This is a genomic window from Streptomyces sp. NPDC053665, assembly GCF_055585285.1.
On sequence record NZ_JBVJKK010000002.1, the window covers coordinates 592,130 to 605,262 of the forward strand.

The 13,133-nt window shown below is 73.4% G+C and carries 10 protein-coding genes and 3 tRNA genes; 9 read left to right on the forward strand and 4 right to left on the reverse strand.

What is annotated here, in order from left to right; all coding sequences use genetic code 11:
• The first annotated feature begins 220 nt into the window (after positions 1–220).
• The 5 genes from ACZ6ZN_RS10225 (at position 221) to uppS (ending at position 5,313) form a co-directional block, all read left to right on the forward strand.
• Entirely contained in the window at positions 221–1,258 is a 1,038-nt protein-coding gene (locus ACZ6ZN_RS10225) for a rod shape-determining protein (protein WP_469644840.1), read from the forward strand.
• Between the two features lie 227 nt (positions 1,259–1,485).
• A complete protein-coding gene (locus ACZ6ZN_RS10230) occupies positions 1,486–2,175 on the forward strand; it encodes an ANTAR domain-containing protein (RefSeq protein WP_469644843.1) in 690 nt (229 codons plus the stop codon).
• 337 nt (positions 2,176–2,512) lie between these two features.
• Complete coding sequence (locus ACZ6ZN_RS10235) at positions 2,513–3,277, forward strand: cytochrome c oxidase assembly protein (RefSeq protein WP_469644846.1); 765 nt, start codon at positions 2,513–2,515, stop codon at positions 3,275–3,277.
• Positions 3,278–3,287: 10 nt separating this feature from the next.
• The gene (locus tag ACZ6ZN_RS10240) at positions 3,288–3,422 is read left to right on the forward strand and encodes a hypothetical protein (protein ID WP_398111437.1); all 135 of its coding nucleotides are present in this window, start codon (positions 3,288–3,290) and stop codon (positions 3,420–3,422) included.
• Between the two features lie 130 nt (positions 3,423–3,552).
• Positions 3,553–5,313 carry a polyprenyl diphosphate synthase gene (uppS, locus tag ACZ6ZN_RS10245; protein ID WP_469644848.1) on the forward strand — a complete coding sequence of 587 codons (1,761 nt, stop codon included), beginning with the start codon at positions 3,553–3,555 and terminating at the stop codon, positions 5,311–5,313.
• A gap of 91 nt (positions 5,314–5,404) precedes the next feature.
• On the opposite strand, the gene ACZ6ZN_RS10250 is transcribed toward uppS, so the two are convergent.
• The 3 genes from ACZ6ZN_RS10250 to ACZ6ZN_RS10260 form a co-directional block, all read right to left on the reverse strand.
• A tRNA-Ile gene (locus tag ACZ6ZN_RS10250) sits at positions 5,405–5,481 on the reverse strand.
• A gap of 189 nt (positions 5,482–5,670) precedes the next feature.
• Positions 5,671–5,743: transfer RNA gene (locus ACZ6ZN_RS10255), tRNA-Asn, on the reverse strand.
• A 5-nt stretch (positions 5,744–5,748) separates the two neighbouring features.
• A tRNA-Asn gene (locus ACZ6ZN_RS10260) sits at positions 5,749–5,821 on the reverse strand.
• A 158-nt stretch (positions 5,822–5,979) separates the two neighbouring features.
• On the opposite strand from ACZ6ZN_RS10260, the gene ACZ6ZN_RS10265 reads away from it, so the two are divergent.
• From ACZ6ZN_RS10265 to ACZ6ZN_RS10280, 4 genes are all read left to right on the forward strand, one after another.
• Positions 5,980–6,285 carry a YtxH domain-containing protein gene (locus ACZ6ZN_RS10265; protein WP_369195773.1) on the forward strand — a complete coding sequence of 102 codons (306 nt, stop codon included), beginning with the start codon at positions 5,980–5,982 and terminating at the stop codon, positions 6,283–6,285.
• 147 nt (positions 6,286–6,432) lie between these two features.
• On the forward strand, positions 6,433–7,887 hold the full coding sequence (locus ACZ6ZN_RS10270) for an FGGY family carbohydrate kinase (RefSeq protein ID WP_451877143.1): 1,455 nt from the start codon (positions 6,433–6,435) through the stop codon (positions 7,885–7,887).
• Between the two features lie 146 nt (positions 7,888–8,033).
• The gene (locus ACZ6ZN_RS10275) at positions 8,034–9,767 is read left to right on the forward strand and encodes an ABC transporter ATP-binding protein (protein WP_398111439.1); all 1,734 of its coding nucleotides are present in this window, start codon (positions 8,034–8,036) and stop codon (positions 9,765–9,767) included.
• Complete coding sequence (locus ACZ6ZN_RS10280; RefSeq protein WP_469644853.1) at positions 9,767–11,695, forward strand: ABC transporter ATP-binding protein; 1,929 nt, start codon at positions 9,767–9,769, stop codon at positions 11,693–11,695. The genes ACZ6ZN_RS10275 and ACZ6ZN_RS10280 overlap by 1 nt, the downstream gene beginning before the upstream one ends.
• A gap of 101 nt (positions 11,696–11,796) precedes the next feature.
• Here ACZ6ZN_RS10280 and ACZ6ZN_RS10285 read toward each other — a convergent pair whose 3' ends face one another.
• On the reverse strand, positions 11,797–13,107 hold the full coding sequence (locus tag ACZ6ZN_RS10285; protein ID WP_469644856.1) for an RNA polymerase sigma factor: 1,311 nt from the start codon (positions 13,105–13,107) through the stop codon (positions 11,797–11,799).
• Positions 13,108–13,133: the final 26 nt, after the last annotated feature.

The window sequence follows — 13,133 nt, forward strand, 5'->3', positions numbered from 1 at the left end:
ACGGCCGTGACCTCCCTCTCTGCCCTGCCGGAGGCCGCCGGGTCACGGTGACGGGGCCCGGTACGCCCGTTCGGCGGTGCCCCGCCCGGCCCTCTCCGGAAGGCGCGCCGGTGCCCTCACCCCCACGATGCGAAAGAGGGACGCCGTTCGGCGGCCCGACGTCCAGCGAGGCCCGCCACCTGGCGGCCCCCCACGGTCTGTGCTCTCGGGAGGACCTGCCATGACCGCCAGTCTGGAGCAGTTGCGACGCTGCCACTTCGCCGTCGATCTGGGAGCTGCCCGCACCCGCGTCTACGTCAAGGGCGCCGGTCTCGTCGTGGACCAGCCGTCCGCCGCCGCCGTGAACACGCGCACCGGGGCCCTGATCGCGGTCGGGGAACTCGCGGAGAAGATGACGGGCCGCACCCCGCACTACATCCGGGTGGTCCGGCCCGTCTCCGGAGGCACCGTCGTCGACATCGAGATGGCGCAGCGCATGCTGCGCCACCTGCTCGGCGACAAGATGCGCCGCGCGCTGCGCCGCAAGCCGATCCTGCGGGCCGCGGCCTGCACCCCGCACGACGCCGACCCGCTCGCCCAGCGCGCCGCGATCGAGACGCTCGTCGGGCTCGGTGCCCGCCGCGTCGAACTCGTCGACACGCTGATCGCCGCCGCCGTCGGCTGCGGACTGCCGGTCGAGCAGCCCGAGGCGACCATGATCATGGTGTGCGGGGCGGCGGCCACCCAGGTGGCGGTGCTGTCGCTCGGCGCGATCGTCACCGCCGAGCGCATCCCGGTGGGGGGCGACGCCGTCGACAACGCGATCGTGCAGCACCTGCGCCACCAGCACGAGCTGATGCTGCCCAGCCAGTCGGTCCGGCCGCTGCAACTGGCCCTGTCCGGCAACGGACTGACCCCGCAGGGGCCGGCGTCCACGGAGATCCACGGCCGGGACGTCGCGACCGGCCTGGCCCGTTCGGTCCAGGTGGACACCGCCGCCGTGCGGGAGGCCATCCAGACGCCGCTCACCGCCATCCTCGACGGCATCGGCAAGGTCCTGCGGGCCTGCCCGCCCGACCTGGTCGCCGACCTGGCCGACCGGGGCATCATGATGGTCGGCGGCAGCGCCCTGCTGCCCGGCCTGGACCAGATGCTGCGGCAGGCGACGGGCATGCCGGTGCACATCGCGGAACGGCCCGACGTGTGCGCCGTGCAGGGTCTCGGCGCGATGCTGGAGGGCCGGATCGAGCCGATGGCCCTGGACCCGCTGTCCACCTGACCCGCCGGCCGGCCGGGTCGAGCCGCCCCTGCCCGCCGAGCCCTCGGCCCCCGGCTCCCGTGCCCCGCCGTGATCACGGCGGGGCACGGTCGTGTGCGCACCACATGTGACCCGGTGTGTACTCCGCCGCGTGGCGGGCAGGCGCACCGACGGGCGTCCACGGGGCGAGTGACGTCGTGCGGTCCTGCGGGGCGGCCACGACCGACGAGGACCGACAAGGCGGTGACATGACCTCAGCGGCATCATCAGATCTCACGGGAGGACTGGGCGCCCTGGTCGTCCGTGGCCGTGTGGAGGCGGACCGCGCCGAACTCGCCCCGCGCGGCGAACTCGTCCACGGCTGCGCCGAGACCCTCGCGAAGGTCCTGGCCGACCTGCCGGCCGGTGTCACGCGCGTCGACCTGGACATGGGGGACGTGCACTTCATGGACACCGCCGGGCTCCAGTTCCTGGAGGTGCTGAGGGACTGCGCCGGGCAGCGGGCGCTGACGGTCACGGCCACCAACTGGAACGGCCAGCCGAGGCGGATCCTGGAGCTGGCGGGCCTGGACACGACCGATCCGGTGTCCGGCCGGGACGCGGCCGCCCCGGCCCCCGCCCCCGCGCCCGCGCCCTCGGCGGTCGCCCTGGAGCGCGCGGAACGCCTGCAGGTGCTCGAGGCGGAGGTCGAGCAGCTGCGCCACGCCATCGCCTCCCGCCCGGTCATCGACCAGGCCCGGGGCGTGCTGATGGCCACGCACGGCTGCACCTCCGACGAGGCGTGGCACCTCCTGCGCGAGGCGTCCCAGCTGTCGAACACCAAGCTCCGGGACGTGGCGGCGGCGGTGACGGCGAGCGCCGACGGGGACGGCCCGCCGCCCCCGCCCGGACTCCGCACGGCCCTGCGGCGGGCGCTGGGAAGGCTCCGCCGGGACTGACCGCCCCCCACCGAGCCGGTTTCCCGCCGTTGGCGCCGGGTACCCGGCGGCGTCCCGCTCCGCCCTCCGGCGAGGAGTACACGCATGGGTCCGAACCCCTTCGAGCCCCGAGGCACCCCCTCCGACGCCACCCTGCACAACCGCCGGAAGCCGGCCGTCGAGCCACTGGGCAACCACAGATGACCCACCCCCACTCCCCCGCGTTCGCGGTGCCCGCCAGCCCAGCCACCGGCGTCAGCCCCGGCCGGCACAGCCGGCACGGCGGCCTCGTCGCCATTCCGGCCGGCCCGGCGCCGGACCCCCGCCGCTCCCCGCGGCCGGCGCCCGGGGCCGTGTGATGACGACGCCGGGGCCGCTGCCCGTGCTCGTCGTGCTGGGCTGCGTGCTCTACACCGCCTGCGCGGCCCGGCTCCGGCGCCGCGGCGACCGCTGGCCCGTGCGCCGCGACGCCGGTTTCTGGCTGGGCGGCGGGCTGCTGGTCGCGGCGTTCGCCGTGCCGTGGGAGACGTGGCCGGCGCCGTTCACCGCGCACATGGCCGCCCACCTGCTCGCCGGGATGGCGGCGCCGATCCCCCTGGTCCTCGCCCGCCCCGTCACCCTGGCCCTGCGCACGCTCCCGCCGCCCGGCCGGCGTGCCCTGGTCCGGTTCACCCGCTCCCGCCCCGTCAGCGCGCTGGTCTTCCCGCCGGTGGCCGCGGCCCTGGACATCGGCGGTCTGTGGCTGCTGTACCGGGCGCCGGTTCCGTCGTCCTGGCACCACAGCCCTCTGCTCACCCTGCATCTCTTCGCCGCGGGAGCCCTCTTCACCTTCGCGCTGCTCGCCGTGGACCCGATCCGCCACCGGCCGGGCCACGCCCTGCGCGGCGGCACCCTGCTGGCGGCCGCGGCGGGCCACGCGGTCCTGGCCAAGAGCCTGTGGGCGACGGGCCCGCCGGGCACCGCCTTCTCCCCGGCCGACCTGCACTCCGCCGCCCGGCTCATGTACTACGGCGGCGACGCCGTGGAGATCGTCCTGGCGCTGGTGCTGGCGTCCCAGTGGTATCGCGCACGGGGCCGATCGTTCCGGAGCGACCGGGGTACCCGGCAGGCCGCCGCAGCGTAAGGAGAGGCACATGAGCGAGCAGACCCCGTCGCAGGCCGAGGGCGACCGCGACGACGAGCCGGACACCACACCCACCCCCACCCCGTCCCAGGCCGAGGGCGACCGGGACGACGAGCAGGACACGGACGACGACAGCACCGCGTGACGGCATCGCCCGGCGGACGCGTGGAAGGGGAGGACGAGATGAGTGAGGACGCCGGGAGGGCGGGCCGCGGCGACGCGGCCCCGGGCCACCTGCACGGGACGCCGTACGGCGGGGACGTAATGTCCTGGTTGTGAGCGATCTGCCTGCCGACCCGGCCCTGCGGGCGGCCTACCGACTGTGCCGACGCCGGACGAGGGACCAGGACCCGGCGGAGTACGCCCTGATCCAGCTGGCCCCCGCCCCGCTGCGCCCGTCCCTGCACGCCCTGTGGGCCGCCGCCAACGCGCTGGACGACCTGGGCGACGACCGCACCGCCCCCGCGGCGCAGCGGGCCACCCGGGTCGCGGCCTGGATCGACGCCCTGCACCGCGAACTGCCCACCGGCACCAGCCCGGACCCGATCCGCCACGCCCTGGTGGACACCGCGCACCGCTGGCGCCTGGACCTGTCCGAGCTGCACGCCGCCATGACCCAGGTGCAGGACGACACCGCCGGCCGCCGCTTCGCCGACTGGTCGGAGTGGCGCGGCTGGGGCCGGGAGAACCTCCTGCCGTGGTTCGGCCAGGTCCGCACGATCTTCGACCGCGCGGGCGTGCCCGTCGCCCTGCGGCTGGACTCCCGGGAGGCCTACGAGGAGTTCCTCGACGGCGTCCGGCTCACCGACATCCTCACCGACCTGTCGGCCGACCTGGCCCAGGGCGACCTGCTGCTGCCCGACGAGGCCCTCGACGGGCATCCCGGCTCGGCGCGGGACCTGACGCACCGCCGCTGGAGCCCGGCCGTCGCCGCCCTGGTGACGGAACTGACCGGGCTGGCCCGGCGCTGGGTGGCGCAGCCGGGTCTCACGCGCGGCATGCACCCCGGGCCGGCCACGGTCCTGGACACCATGGCGGCGCTGCTGCGGGCGCAGCTCGACGCCGTCGACGCGGCGGGACCGTCGGTGCTGCGCGCCCCGCCCAGGCCGTCCCTGCGGGCCCGGGCCCGCATCCTGGCGCCCGCGCGCACCCGTGCGGCCCTGGCCTGGACCCTGACCCCGCTCACGGCCCCGGATCCGCACCGGACCGCCGCGCAGGCCCCGGCCGCACCGGCGCCGGGAACGCCCGCGCGGGCCTTCCGCCGTCCTCCGCCGCACCCCACCGGCGAACGGCCGCCGTCCGTCCCGGCCGCGCACCTGCCGGCCCACGTGGCGGTGATCATGGACGGCAACGGCCGCTGGGCCCAGCAGCGCGGCCTGCCCCGGCACGAGGGCCACCGCGCGGGTGCCGTGGCCGTGCGCGAGATGGTCCACGGGGCCCTGGAGATCGGCCTGCGGCACCTGACGCTCTACACCTTCTCCACCGAGAACTGGAGCCGGGACCCGGAGGAGGTCGGGGCGATCCTCGACCTGCTGCACGACGAGGTGGCCGACGACCCGTTCCGGGACCTGGACGTCCGCCTGCGCTGGCACGGCCGCGCCGGCCGCCTGCCCCCCGACCTGGTCGACCTGCTCCAGCTGAGGGAGCGCACCACCCGCTCGCGCACCGGCCTGACCGTGACGATGTGCATCGACTACGGCGGCCGCGACGAGATCACCCGCACCGCCGCCGCCCTGGCCCGCCGGGCCCGGGCCGGTCACCTGGACCCGGACCTGATCTCGGAGGAGGTGTTCGCCCGGCACCTGCCGCAGCCGGACATGCCGGACGTGGACCTGCTCTGGCGCACCGGCAGCGAGCAGCGCACCTCCAACTTCCTGCCCTGGCACGCGGCCTACGCCGAGCTGCACTTCACTCCGGAGCTGTGGCCCGACACCGATCGCCGCGACCTCTGGCAGGCCGTCACCGCCTACACGGGCCGGCAGCGCCGTCTGGGTGCCACCCCGGCCGCGACGGGCCCGGCGGGGCACGCCGGCTGACGGGTCGTCGTGGGAACGGCGAAGGGCGCCGCCTCGGAGCGGCGCCCTGCTGGACGAACCCGGGCAGAAACGGTTCTGCGCGGGTGGCACATGGTGGGGCGGGTGGGACTCGAACCCACGGCCGACGGATTATGAGTCCGCTGCTCTAACCGGCTGAGCTACCGCCCCATAGCGGCGTGTCGCGTACATGTGTGCGCGCCGTCTGCCGCAGCATAGCCGCTCATACGATCTCCTGCTTCGGATGGTCGGCTTCGCCACGGCGCTCGTGACCATGAGGACTGCACCGGTTGCCGCGTGGTTCCCGAAGATCGCGACGGACATGAAAAAGGACCCCTGCGAGGGGTCCTCGTCCATCTGCTCCCCCGACTGGACTCGAACCAGTAACCTGCCGGTTAACAGCCGGCTGCTCTGCCAATTGAGCTACGGAGGACCGAGCTCCCCGGACTGGACTCGAACCAGTAACCTGCCGGTTAACAGCCGGCTGCTCTGCCAATTGAGCTACCGAGGAAGGTCTCGTACGCATCGAACGTACCTACCTGGGTATTCGCCAGGGGGCGCGCGCTCGCTGCGACACATACATTAGCGCAAGCAGGGGGGTGCTCCGCCAATCGGTACTCCCCGGCGTCCGCGCCGCACCGGAGACCTCTGCAAAGAAGGGTGGCAGCCATGCGTTACCGGCTCACGTTCGTCGCCGGAGTCGTTCTGGGTTACGTGCTGGGCACGAGGGCCGGACGCGAGCGCTACGAACAGCTCAAGAAGTCGGCCCGCCAGTTCGCACAGAACCCGGCCGTCCGGAACACCGCGGAGACGGCGGCCCACCAGGGCCGTGAGTTCGCGGGCAAGGCGTACCACGTGGTCAGCGACAAGGTCGGCGACCGCGTGCCCGAGTCGGTGGCCGACCGGGTCCGCCACCTGCGCGACCGCGCCACGCACAACGGCGGCCAGGACGACTGGGGCACGAGCAACACGTGAGCGACTGATGCCGAGCAGGCCCACGCCCCTGAAACGGGCGCGGGGAACTGCGCGACCAGCCACGACGAGCCCGCACGCGAAACCCGGCGACACCCCCCACGGCGCCCACGACCCAACCTCGTGGGAGCGTGCGGCAGAATTTCGGCCATGGGGATAGTCGCCGGGTTGGACAGTTCGCCCGATTTCACTCGTATCGTCGTCTGTGACGCGGATACCGGAGCCGTGCTCAGGCAGGGATATGCACCGCATCCGGTGGAGAGCCCCGACAGCGGCGGCCGGCCGTCCGACGTCGATCCGCAGGCCTGGCTGCTGTCCCTGGGCGAGGCCGCGGGCGGCGGACTGCTGGAGGGTGTGCAGGCGATCGGCGTCTCGGCGCAGCAGAACGCCGTCGTGCCGCTGGACGCGCAGGGCAACACCGTGCGCCCCGCCCTGGTCGGCGGCGACAAGCGGACGCAGGTCGCCGCGGCCGACCTGGTCGACGCGCTCGGCGGGCGCGAGGCGTGGGCGCAGGCGGTGGGCTGTGTGCCGCGGGCGCCGCAGCCCGTGACCAAGCTGCGCTGGCTGGCCCGGACCGAACCGGAGAACGCGCGGCGCACGGCCGTCCTGATGCAGGCGCACGACTGGCTGGTGTGGCAGCTGCTGGGCCGGCCGGTGCGCCGGACCACCGACCGGGGCGGGGCCTCCGGCACCGGGTACTGGTCCGCTGCCACCGGCGCCTACCGGCCCGACCTCGTCGAGCTGGCGCTCGGGCACCAGGCGATGCTGCCGGAGGTGATCGGCCCCGCGGACGCCGCCGGGACGACGCCGGAGGGCCTGCTGATCTCCGTCGGGACCGGCGAGACGATGGCGGCGGCGTTCGGCCTCGGCATCGGTCTCGGCGACGCGGTCGTGTCGCTGGGCGCGTCCGGGTCCGTCATGGCCGTCCACCCCGAGGCGCTGGTCGACGGCTCCGGGATGATCACCGCGCTGGCGGACGCCACCGGCATGCACCTGCCGGTCGTCACCACCCTCAACGCCGTGCGGGCCCTGCGCGGGACCGCCGAACTGCTGGGGCTGCCCGATCTGGAGAGCCTGTCCGACCTGGCCATGAAGTCGACGCCCGGCTCGCACGGGCTGGTGCTGCTGCCCTATCTGGAGGGCGAGCGGACGCCCAGCCTGCCGCACGCCGCGGGCACCCTGGCCGGGCTCCGGCGGGAGTCGATGAAGGCGGAACACCTGGCTCGGGCCGCGTTCGAGGGCATGCTGTGCGGGCTCGCGGACGCGCTGGACGTGCTGCGGGCCCGGGGCGTCGAGGTGCGCCGGGTGTTCCTGCTCGGGCCGGCCGCTGAGCTGCCCGCCGTGCAGGCCGCCGCGCCGATGCTGTTCGGGACGCAGGTCGTGGTGCCGCAGCCGGCGGACTACGCGGCGATCGGCGCCGCCCGCCAGGCGGCCTGGGCGCTCGGGGCGTCGCAGGGCACGCTCGACGTGCGCACCCCGCCGGCCTGGCAGGGCGCCGTCGCGCAGGTGCTGGAGCCCGGGGAGGAGCTGGCCGTGGGGCAGGCGGTACGGCAGCAGTTCGTGGCGGTGCGGGAGCAGACGCATCCCGGGGCGCTGCGGCTGTAGCGGGCCGGAGGGTAAGAAGTCGGTGAGGACGCGGCGTTCCCGGGCGCTCGTCGGGCTAATTCGGTTGAGGTAACGCCGGTGGAGTGGTCGACGATAGGGGCCAGGGGCGACCACCGGCCCCCGTCGACCACTCCGAGAGAAGCAGCGTGCTCATACGACTCCTGCGGACCTGTCTCAGGCCCTACAAGAGACCCATCACCCTGCTGGTGCTGCTGCAGTTCCTGCAGACCTGCGCCACGCTCTACCTGCCCACGCTGAACGCGGACATCATCGACCAGGGCGTCGTCAACGGCGACACCGGCTACATCGTGGCCTACGGCGCGCTGATGATCGGCATCTCGCTGGTGCAGGTCGTGTGCAACATCGGCGCGGTGTACTACGGCGCCCGTACCGCCTCCGCGCTGGGACGGGACCTGCGCGGCGCCGTGTTCGACCGGGTGCAGTCGTTCTCCGCGCGTGAGGTGGGCCACTTCGGCGCCCCGTCGCTGATCACCCGGACGACCAACGACGTCCAGCAGGTGCAGATGCTGGCGCTGATGACGTTCACGCTGATGGTGTCGGCTCCGATCATGTGCGTCGGCGGCATCGTGCTGGCGCTCGGCCTGGACGTGCCGCTGTCCGGCGTGCTGGTGGCCGTCGTGCCGGTGCTGGGCATCTGCGTGACGCTGATCGTGCGGCGGCTGCGGCCGCTGTTCCGCTCGATGCAGGGGCGGCTGGACACCGTCAACCGGGTGCTGCGCGAGCAGATCAGCGGCAACCGCGTGATCCGGGCCTTCGTCCGGGACGAGTACGAGCAGCAGCGCTTCCGCGAGGCCAACACCGAACTGACCCGGTTCGCGCTGGGCACCGGCAACCTGCTCGCGCTGATGTTCCCGATCGTCATGACGGTGGTGAACCTGTCGTCCATCGCCGTGGTGTGGTTCGGTGCGCACCGCATCGACAGCGGCGGGATGCAGATCGGCGACCTGACCGCGTTCCTCGCCTATCTGATGCAGATCGTCATGTCCGTGATGATGGCCACCTTCATGTTCATGATGGTGCCGCGCGCCGAGGTGTGCGCCGAACGCATCCAGGAGGTGCTCGACACCTCCTCCAGCGTGGTGCCGCCGACGGCACCGGTGCGGGAGCTGCGCCGGCACGGCCATCTGGAGATCCGCGGGGCCGGCTTCCGCTATCCGGGTGCCGAGGAGCCGGTGCTGCGGGCCGTGGACCTGGTGGCCAGGCCGGGCGAGACGACCGCCGTCATCGGCTCGACCGGCAGCGGCAAGTCGACCCTGCTCGGGCTGGTCCCGCGGCTGTTCGACGCCACCGAGGGGCAGGTCCTCGTCGACGGGGTGGAGGTCGCGGACATCGATCCGCAGCTGCTCGCGCGCACGGTCGGGCTGGTGCCGCAGAAGCCGTACCTGTTCGCGGGCACGGTCGCGACCAACCTGCGCTACGGCAATCCGGACGCCACCGACGAGGAGCTGTGGCACGCGCTGGAGGTCGCGCAGGGCAAGGAGTTCGTCGAGCGGCTGGAGGGCGGGCTGGACGCGCCCATCGCGCAGGGCGGGACCAACGTCTCCGGCGGTCAGCGGCAGCGGCTCGCCATCGCCCGGACGCTGGTGCAGCGCCCCGAGATCTACCTGTTCGACGACTCCTTCTCCGCCCTCGACTACGCGACGGACGCCGCCCTGAGGGCCGCGCTCGGGCGGGAGACCGCGGAGGCGACGGTGGTGATCGTCGCCCAGCGGGTGGCGACCATCCGGGACGCCGACCGGATCGTCGTGCTGGACGAGGGCCGGGTGGTCGGCACGGGCCGGCACCACGAACTGATGGCGGACAACGAGACCTACCGGGAGATCGTGCTCTCCCAGCTCACGGAAGCGGAGGCGGCCTGATGGCGGGGCCCATGGGGCGGATGATGGCCGGGGGCGGCCCCGACCAGCGCTCGCTGGACTTCAAGGGATCGGGCAGGCGGCTCCTCGCCCGGTTCCGGCCCGAGCGGGCGACCGTCGGCGTGCTGCTGGCCTGCGTGGTGCTCAGCGTCGGGCTCAGCGTCGTCGGGCCGAAGATCCTCGGCAGGGCGACCGACCTGGTCTTCGCGGGCATCGTCGGGCGCGGCATGCCCGAGGGGGCGTCCAAGGAGCAGGTCCTGGAGCAGATGCGGCAGCGCGGCGACGGTGACGTCGCCGACATGCTGCGCGGCACCGACTTCACCCCCGGCGAGGGCATCGACTTCACGGCCGTCGGGCACGTGCTGCTGCTGGCGCTGGGTGTGTTCACGGTGGCCGGGCTGTTGATGGCGGTGGCGACGCGGCTGGTGAACCGGGCCGTGAACCGGACCATGTTCCGGATGCGCGAGGACGTCCAGACGAAGCTGTCGCGGCTGCCGCTGTCGTACTTCGACAAGCGTCAGCGCGGTGAGGTGCTGTCCCGGGCGACCAACGACATCGACAACATCGGGCAGACGTTGCAGCAGTCGATGGGGCAGCTCATCAACTCGGTGCTGACCGTCATCGGCGTGCTCGCGATGATGTTCTGGGTCTCGTGGATCCTGGCGCTGGTCGCGCTGGTGACCGTCCCGCTGTCGTTCGTCGTCGCCACGCGCGTGGGCAAGCGCTCGCAGCCGCACTTCGTGCAGCAGTGGCGGTCCACCGGCAAGCTGAACGCCCACATCGAGGAGATGTACACCGGGCACACCCTGGTGAAGGTGTTCGGGCGGCAGGAGGAGTCGGCGCGGCAGTTCGCCGAGCAGAACGAGGCACTGTACGAGGCGGGGTTCAGGGCGCAGTTCAACAGCGGGGTCATGCAGCCGCTGATGATGTTCGTGTCGAACCTCAACTACGTGCTGGTCGCGGTCGTCGGCGGGCTGCGGGTGGCGTCCGGCTCGCTGTCCATCGGTGACGTGCAGGCGTTCATCCAGTACTCGCGGCAGTTCTCCATGCCGCTGACGCAGCTGGCGTCGATGGCCAACCTGGTGCAGTCGGGGGTCGCCTCCGCGGAGCGCGTCTTCGAACTGCTCGACGCCGAGGAGCAGGGCGCGGACCCGGTGCCGGGGGTACGGCCCGAGGAGCTGCGCGGGCGGGTGGCGCTGGAGCACGTGTCGTTCCGCTACGACCCCGACAAGCCGCTCATCGAGGACCTGTCGCTGACGGTGGAGCCGGGGCAGACGGTGGCCATCGTCGGGCCGACCGGCGCGGGCAAGACGACCCTGGTGAACCTGCTCATGCGGTTCTACGAGGTCACCGGCGGCCGGATCACCCTCGACGGCGTGGACATCGCGCGGATGTCCCGGGACGAACTGCGGGCCGGGATCGGCATGGTGCTGCAGGACACCTGGCTGTTCGGCGGCACGATCGCGGAGAACATCGCCTACGGGGCCTCCCGGAAGGTCACCCGGGGCGAGATCGAGGAGGCCGCGCGGGCGGCGCACGCGGACCGGTTCGTGCGGACGCTGCCGGACGGGTACGACACCGTGATCGACGACGAGGGCACGGGGGTGAGCGCGGGAGAGAAGCAGCTCATCACCATCGCCCGGGCGTTCCTGTCCGACCCGGTGATCCTGGTGCTGGACGAGGCGACGAGCTCGGTCGACACGCGGACCGAGGTGCTGATCCAGAAGGCCATGGCCAAACTGGCGCACGGGCGGACCTCGTTCGTCATCGCGCACCGGCTCTCCACGATCCGGGACGCGGACGCGATCCTGGTCATGGAGAACGGGGCGATCGTCGAACAGGGCACGCACGAGGACCTGCTGGAGGCGGGCGGGGCGTATGCCCGGTTGTACCAGGCGCAGTTCGCGCAGGCGGTGGCGGAGGTGGACTGAGTCGCGTCCGGGGGCGCCGAGTGAGGTCGCGGGGCGGCTGCGGGCCCGTCGTGGCGGGTCGCGCAGTTCCCCGCGCCCCTGAGGGGGACGTGCGGCCGGCGTCAGTCCAGATAGCCCCTGAGCTGGTCCGCGAAGGCGTGGTCCCGCAGCTTGTTGAGCGTCTTCGACTCGATCTGCCTGATGCGCTCCCTGGTCACGCCGAAGATGCGGCCGATCTCCTCCAGCGTGCGGGGGCGGCCGTCGGCCAGCCCGTAGCGGAGTTGGACGACCTTGCGCTCCCGCTCGCCCAGGGTGGAGAGGACCGCCTCCAGGTGCTCCCGGAGCAGCAGGAAGGCGGCCGACTCCACGGGGGAGGCCGCGTCGCCGTCCTCGATGAGGTCGCCGAGGGCGACGTCGTCCTCCTCGCCCACGGGCGCGTGCAGCGACACCGGCTCCTGGGCCAGCCGCAGCACCTCCCCCACCCGCTCCGGTGGCAACTCCAGGTGGGCCGCCACCTCCTGGGGCGTCGGCTCGTAGCCCCGCTCCTGGAGCATGCGGCGCTGCACCCGCACCACCCGGTTGATGAGCTCCACGACATGGACGGGCACGCGTATCGTGCGGGCCTGGTCGGCCAGGGCGCGGGACATGGCCTGCCGGATCCACCAGGTGGCGTAGGTGGAGAACTTGTAGCCGCGGGCGTAGTCGAACTTCTCCACCGCGCGGATCAGGCCCAGGTTGCCCTCCTGGACGAGGTCCAGCATGGTCAGGCCGCGGCCGACGTAGCGCTTGGCGACGGAGACGACCAGGCGCAGATTGGCCTCGATGAGGCGGCGTTTGGCGACGCGGCCCATCACCACGAGCCGGTCGAGGTCCGAGGCCAGCCGGCTGTCCAGGTCGGGGGTGAGCCGCAGCTTCTCCTCGGCGAACAGGCCGGCCTCGACGCGGCGGGCGAGTTCCACCTCCTCCGCGGCGGTCAGCAGGGGGACGCGGCCGATCTCCCGCAGGTACTGGCGGAACAGGTCCGAGGAGGGGCCGCCGGTCTCCGTGCGCACCGGCGGCGGTTCGACGGCCTCGGGGGCCCCGGCCGTGTCGATCGCCTCGGCGGGCGGCTCCTCGGGCTCCGTTTCCGGTTCCGGTTCCGTCTCCGGGTGCTGCCCGGCGCGGTCCTGCACGGGGACCCCGGGCAGGGCGTCGGCCTGCGCGTCGGGCACCGGTGCGCCGGCGCGGCGGGGCGGGGCGGCGTCGGTCTGACGGAGGGTCTGGGTCTGCACGGGGGCGACCTCCAGGATGATCGCTGCCAGTGGCTGCGGCAGCGGTACGTCGGGAGCGGAGTCGGCGGCCTCGCCGCGTTCCGTCCCGTACGCGATGGGCGGAACCGCGGGGGTCCGGAACCCGTCGGTGACGGATCGGCCGCGCTCCGGGGACTCAGGCACCGCACCCCAGTGTGGGGTACGACACA

What these genes read in the sequence shown, in the direction of transcription:
- ACZ6ZN_RS10225 (WP_469644840.1), top strand. Translation starts at nt 221, where the DNA reads ATGACCGCCAGTCTGGAGCAGTTGCGACGCTGCCACTTCGCCGTCGAT.
- ACZ6ZN_RS10230 (WP_469644843.1), top strand. Translation starts at nt 1,486, where the DNA reads ATGACCTCAGCGGCATCATCAGATCTCACGGGAGGACTGGGCGCCCTG.
- ACZ6ZN_RS10235 (WP_469644846.1), top strand. Translation starts at nt 2,513, where the DNA reads ATGACGACGCCGGGGCCGCTGCCCGTGCTCGTCGTGCTGGGCTGCGTG.
- ACZ6ZN_RS10240 (WP_398111437.1), top strand. Translation starts at nt 3,288, where the DNA reads ATGAGCGAGCAGACCCCGTCGCAGGCCGAGGGCGACCGCGACGACGAG.
- ACZ6ZN_RS10265 (WP_369195773.1), top strand. Translation starts at nt 5,980, where the DNA reads ATGCGTTACCGGCTCACGTTCGTCGCCGGAGTCGTTCTGGGTTACGTG.
- ACZ6ZN_RS10270 (WP_451877143.1), top strand. Translation starts at nt 6,433, where the DNA reads ATGGGGATAGTCGCCGGGTTGGACAGTTCGCCCGATTTCACTCGTATC.
- ACZ6ZN_RS10280 (WP_469644853.1), top strand. Translation starts at nt 9,767, where the DNA reads ATGGCGGGGCCCATGGGGCGGATGATGGCCGGGGGCGGCCCCGACCAG.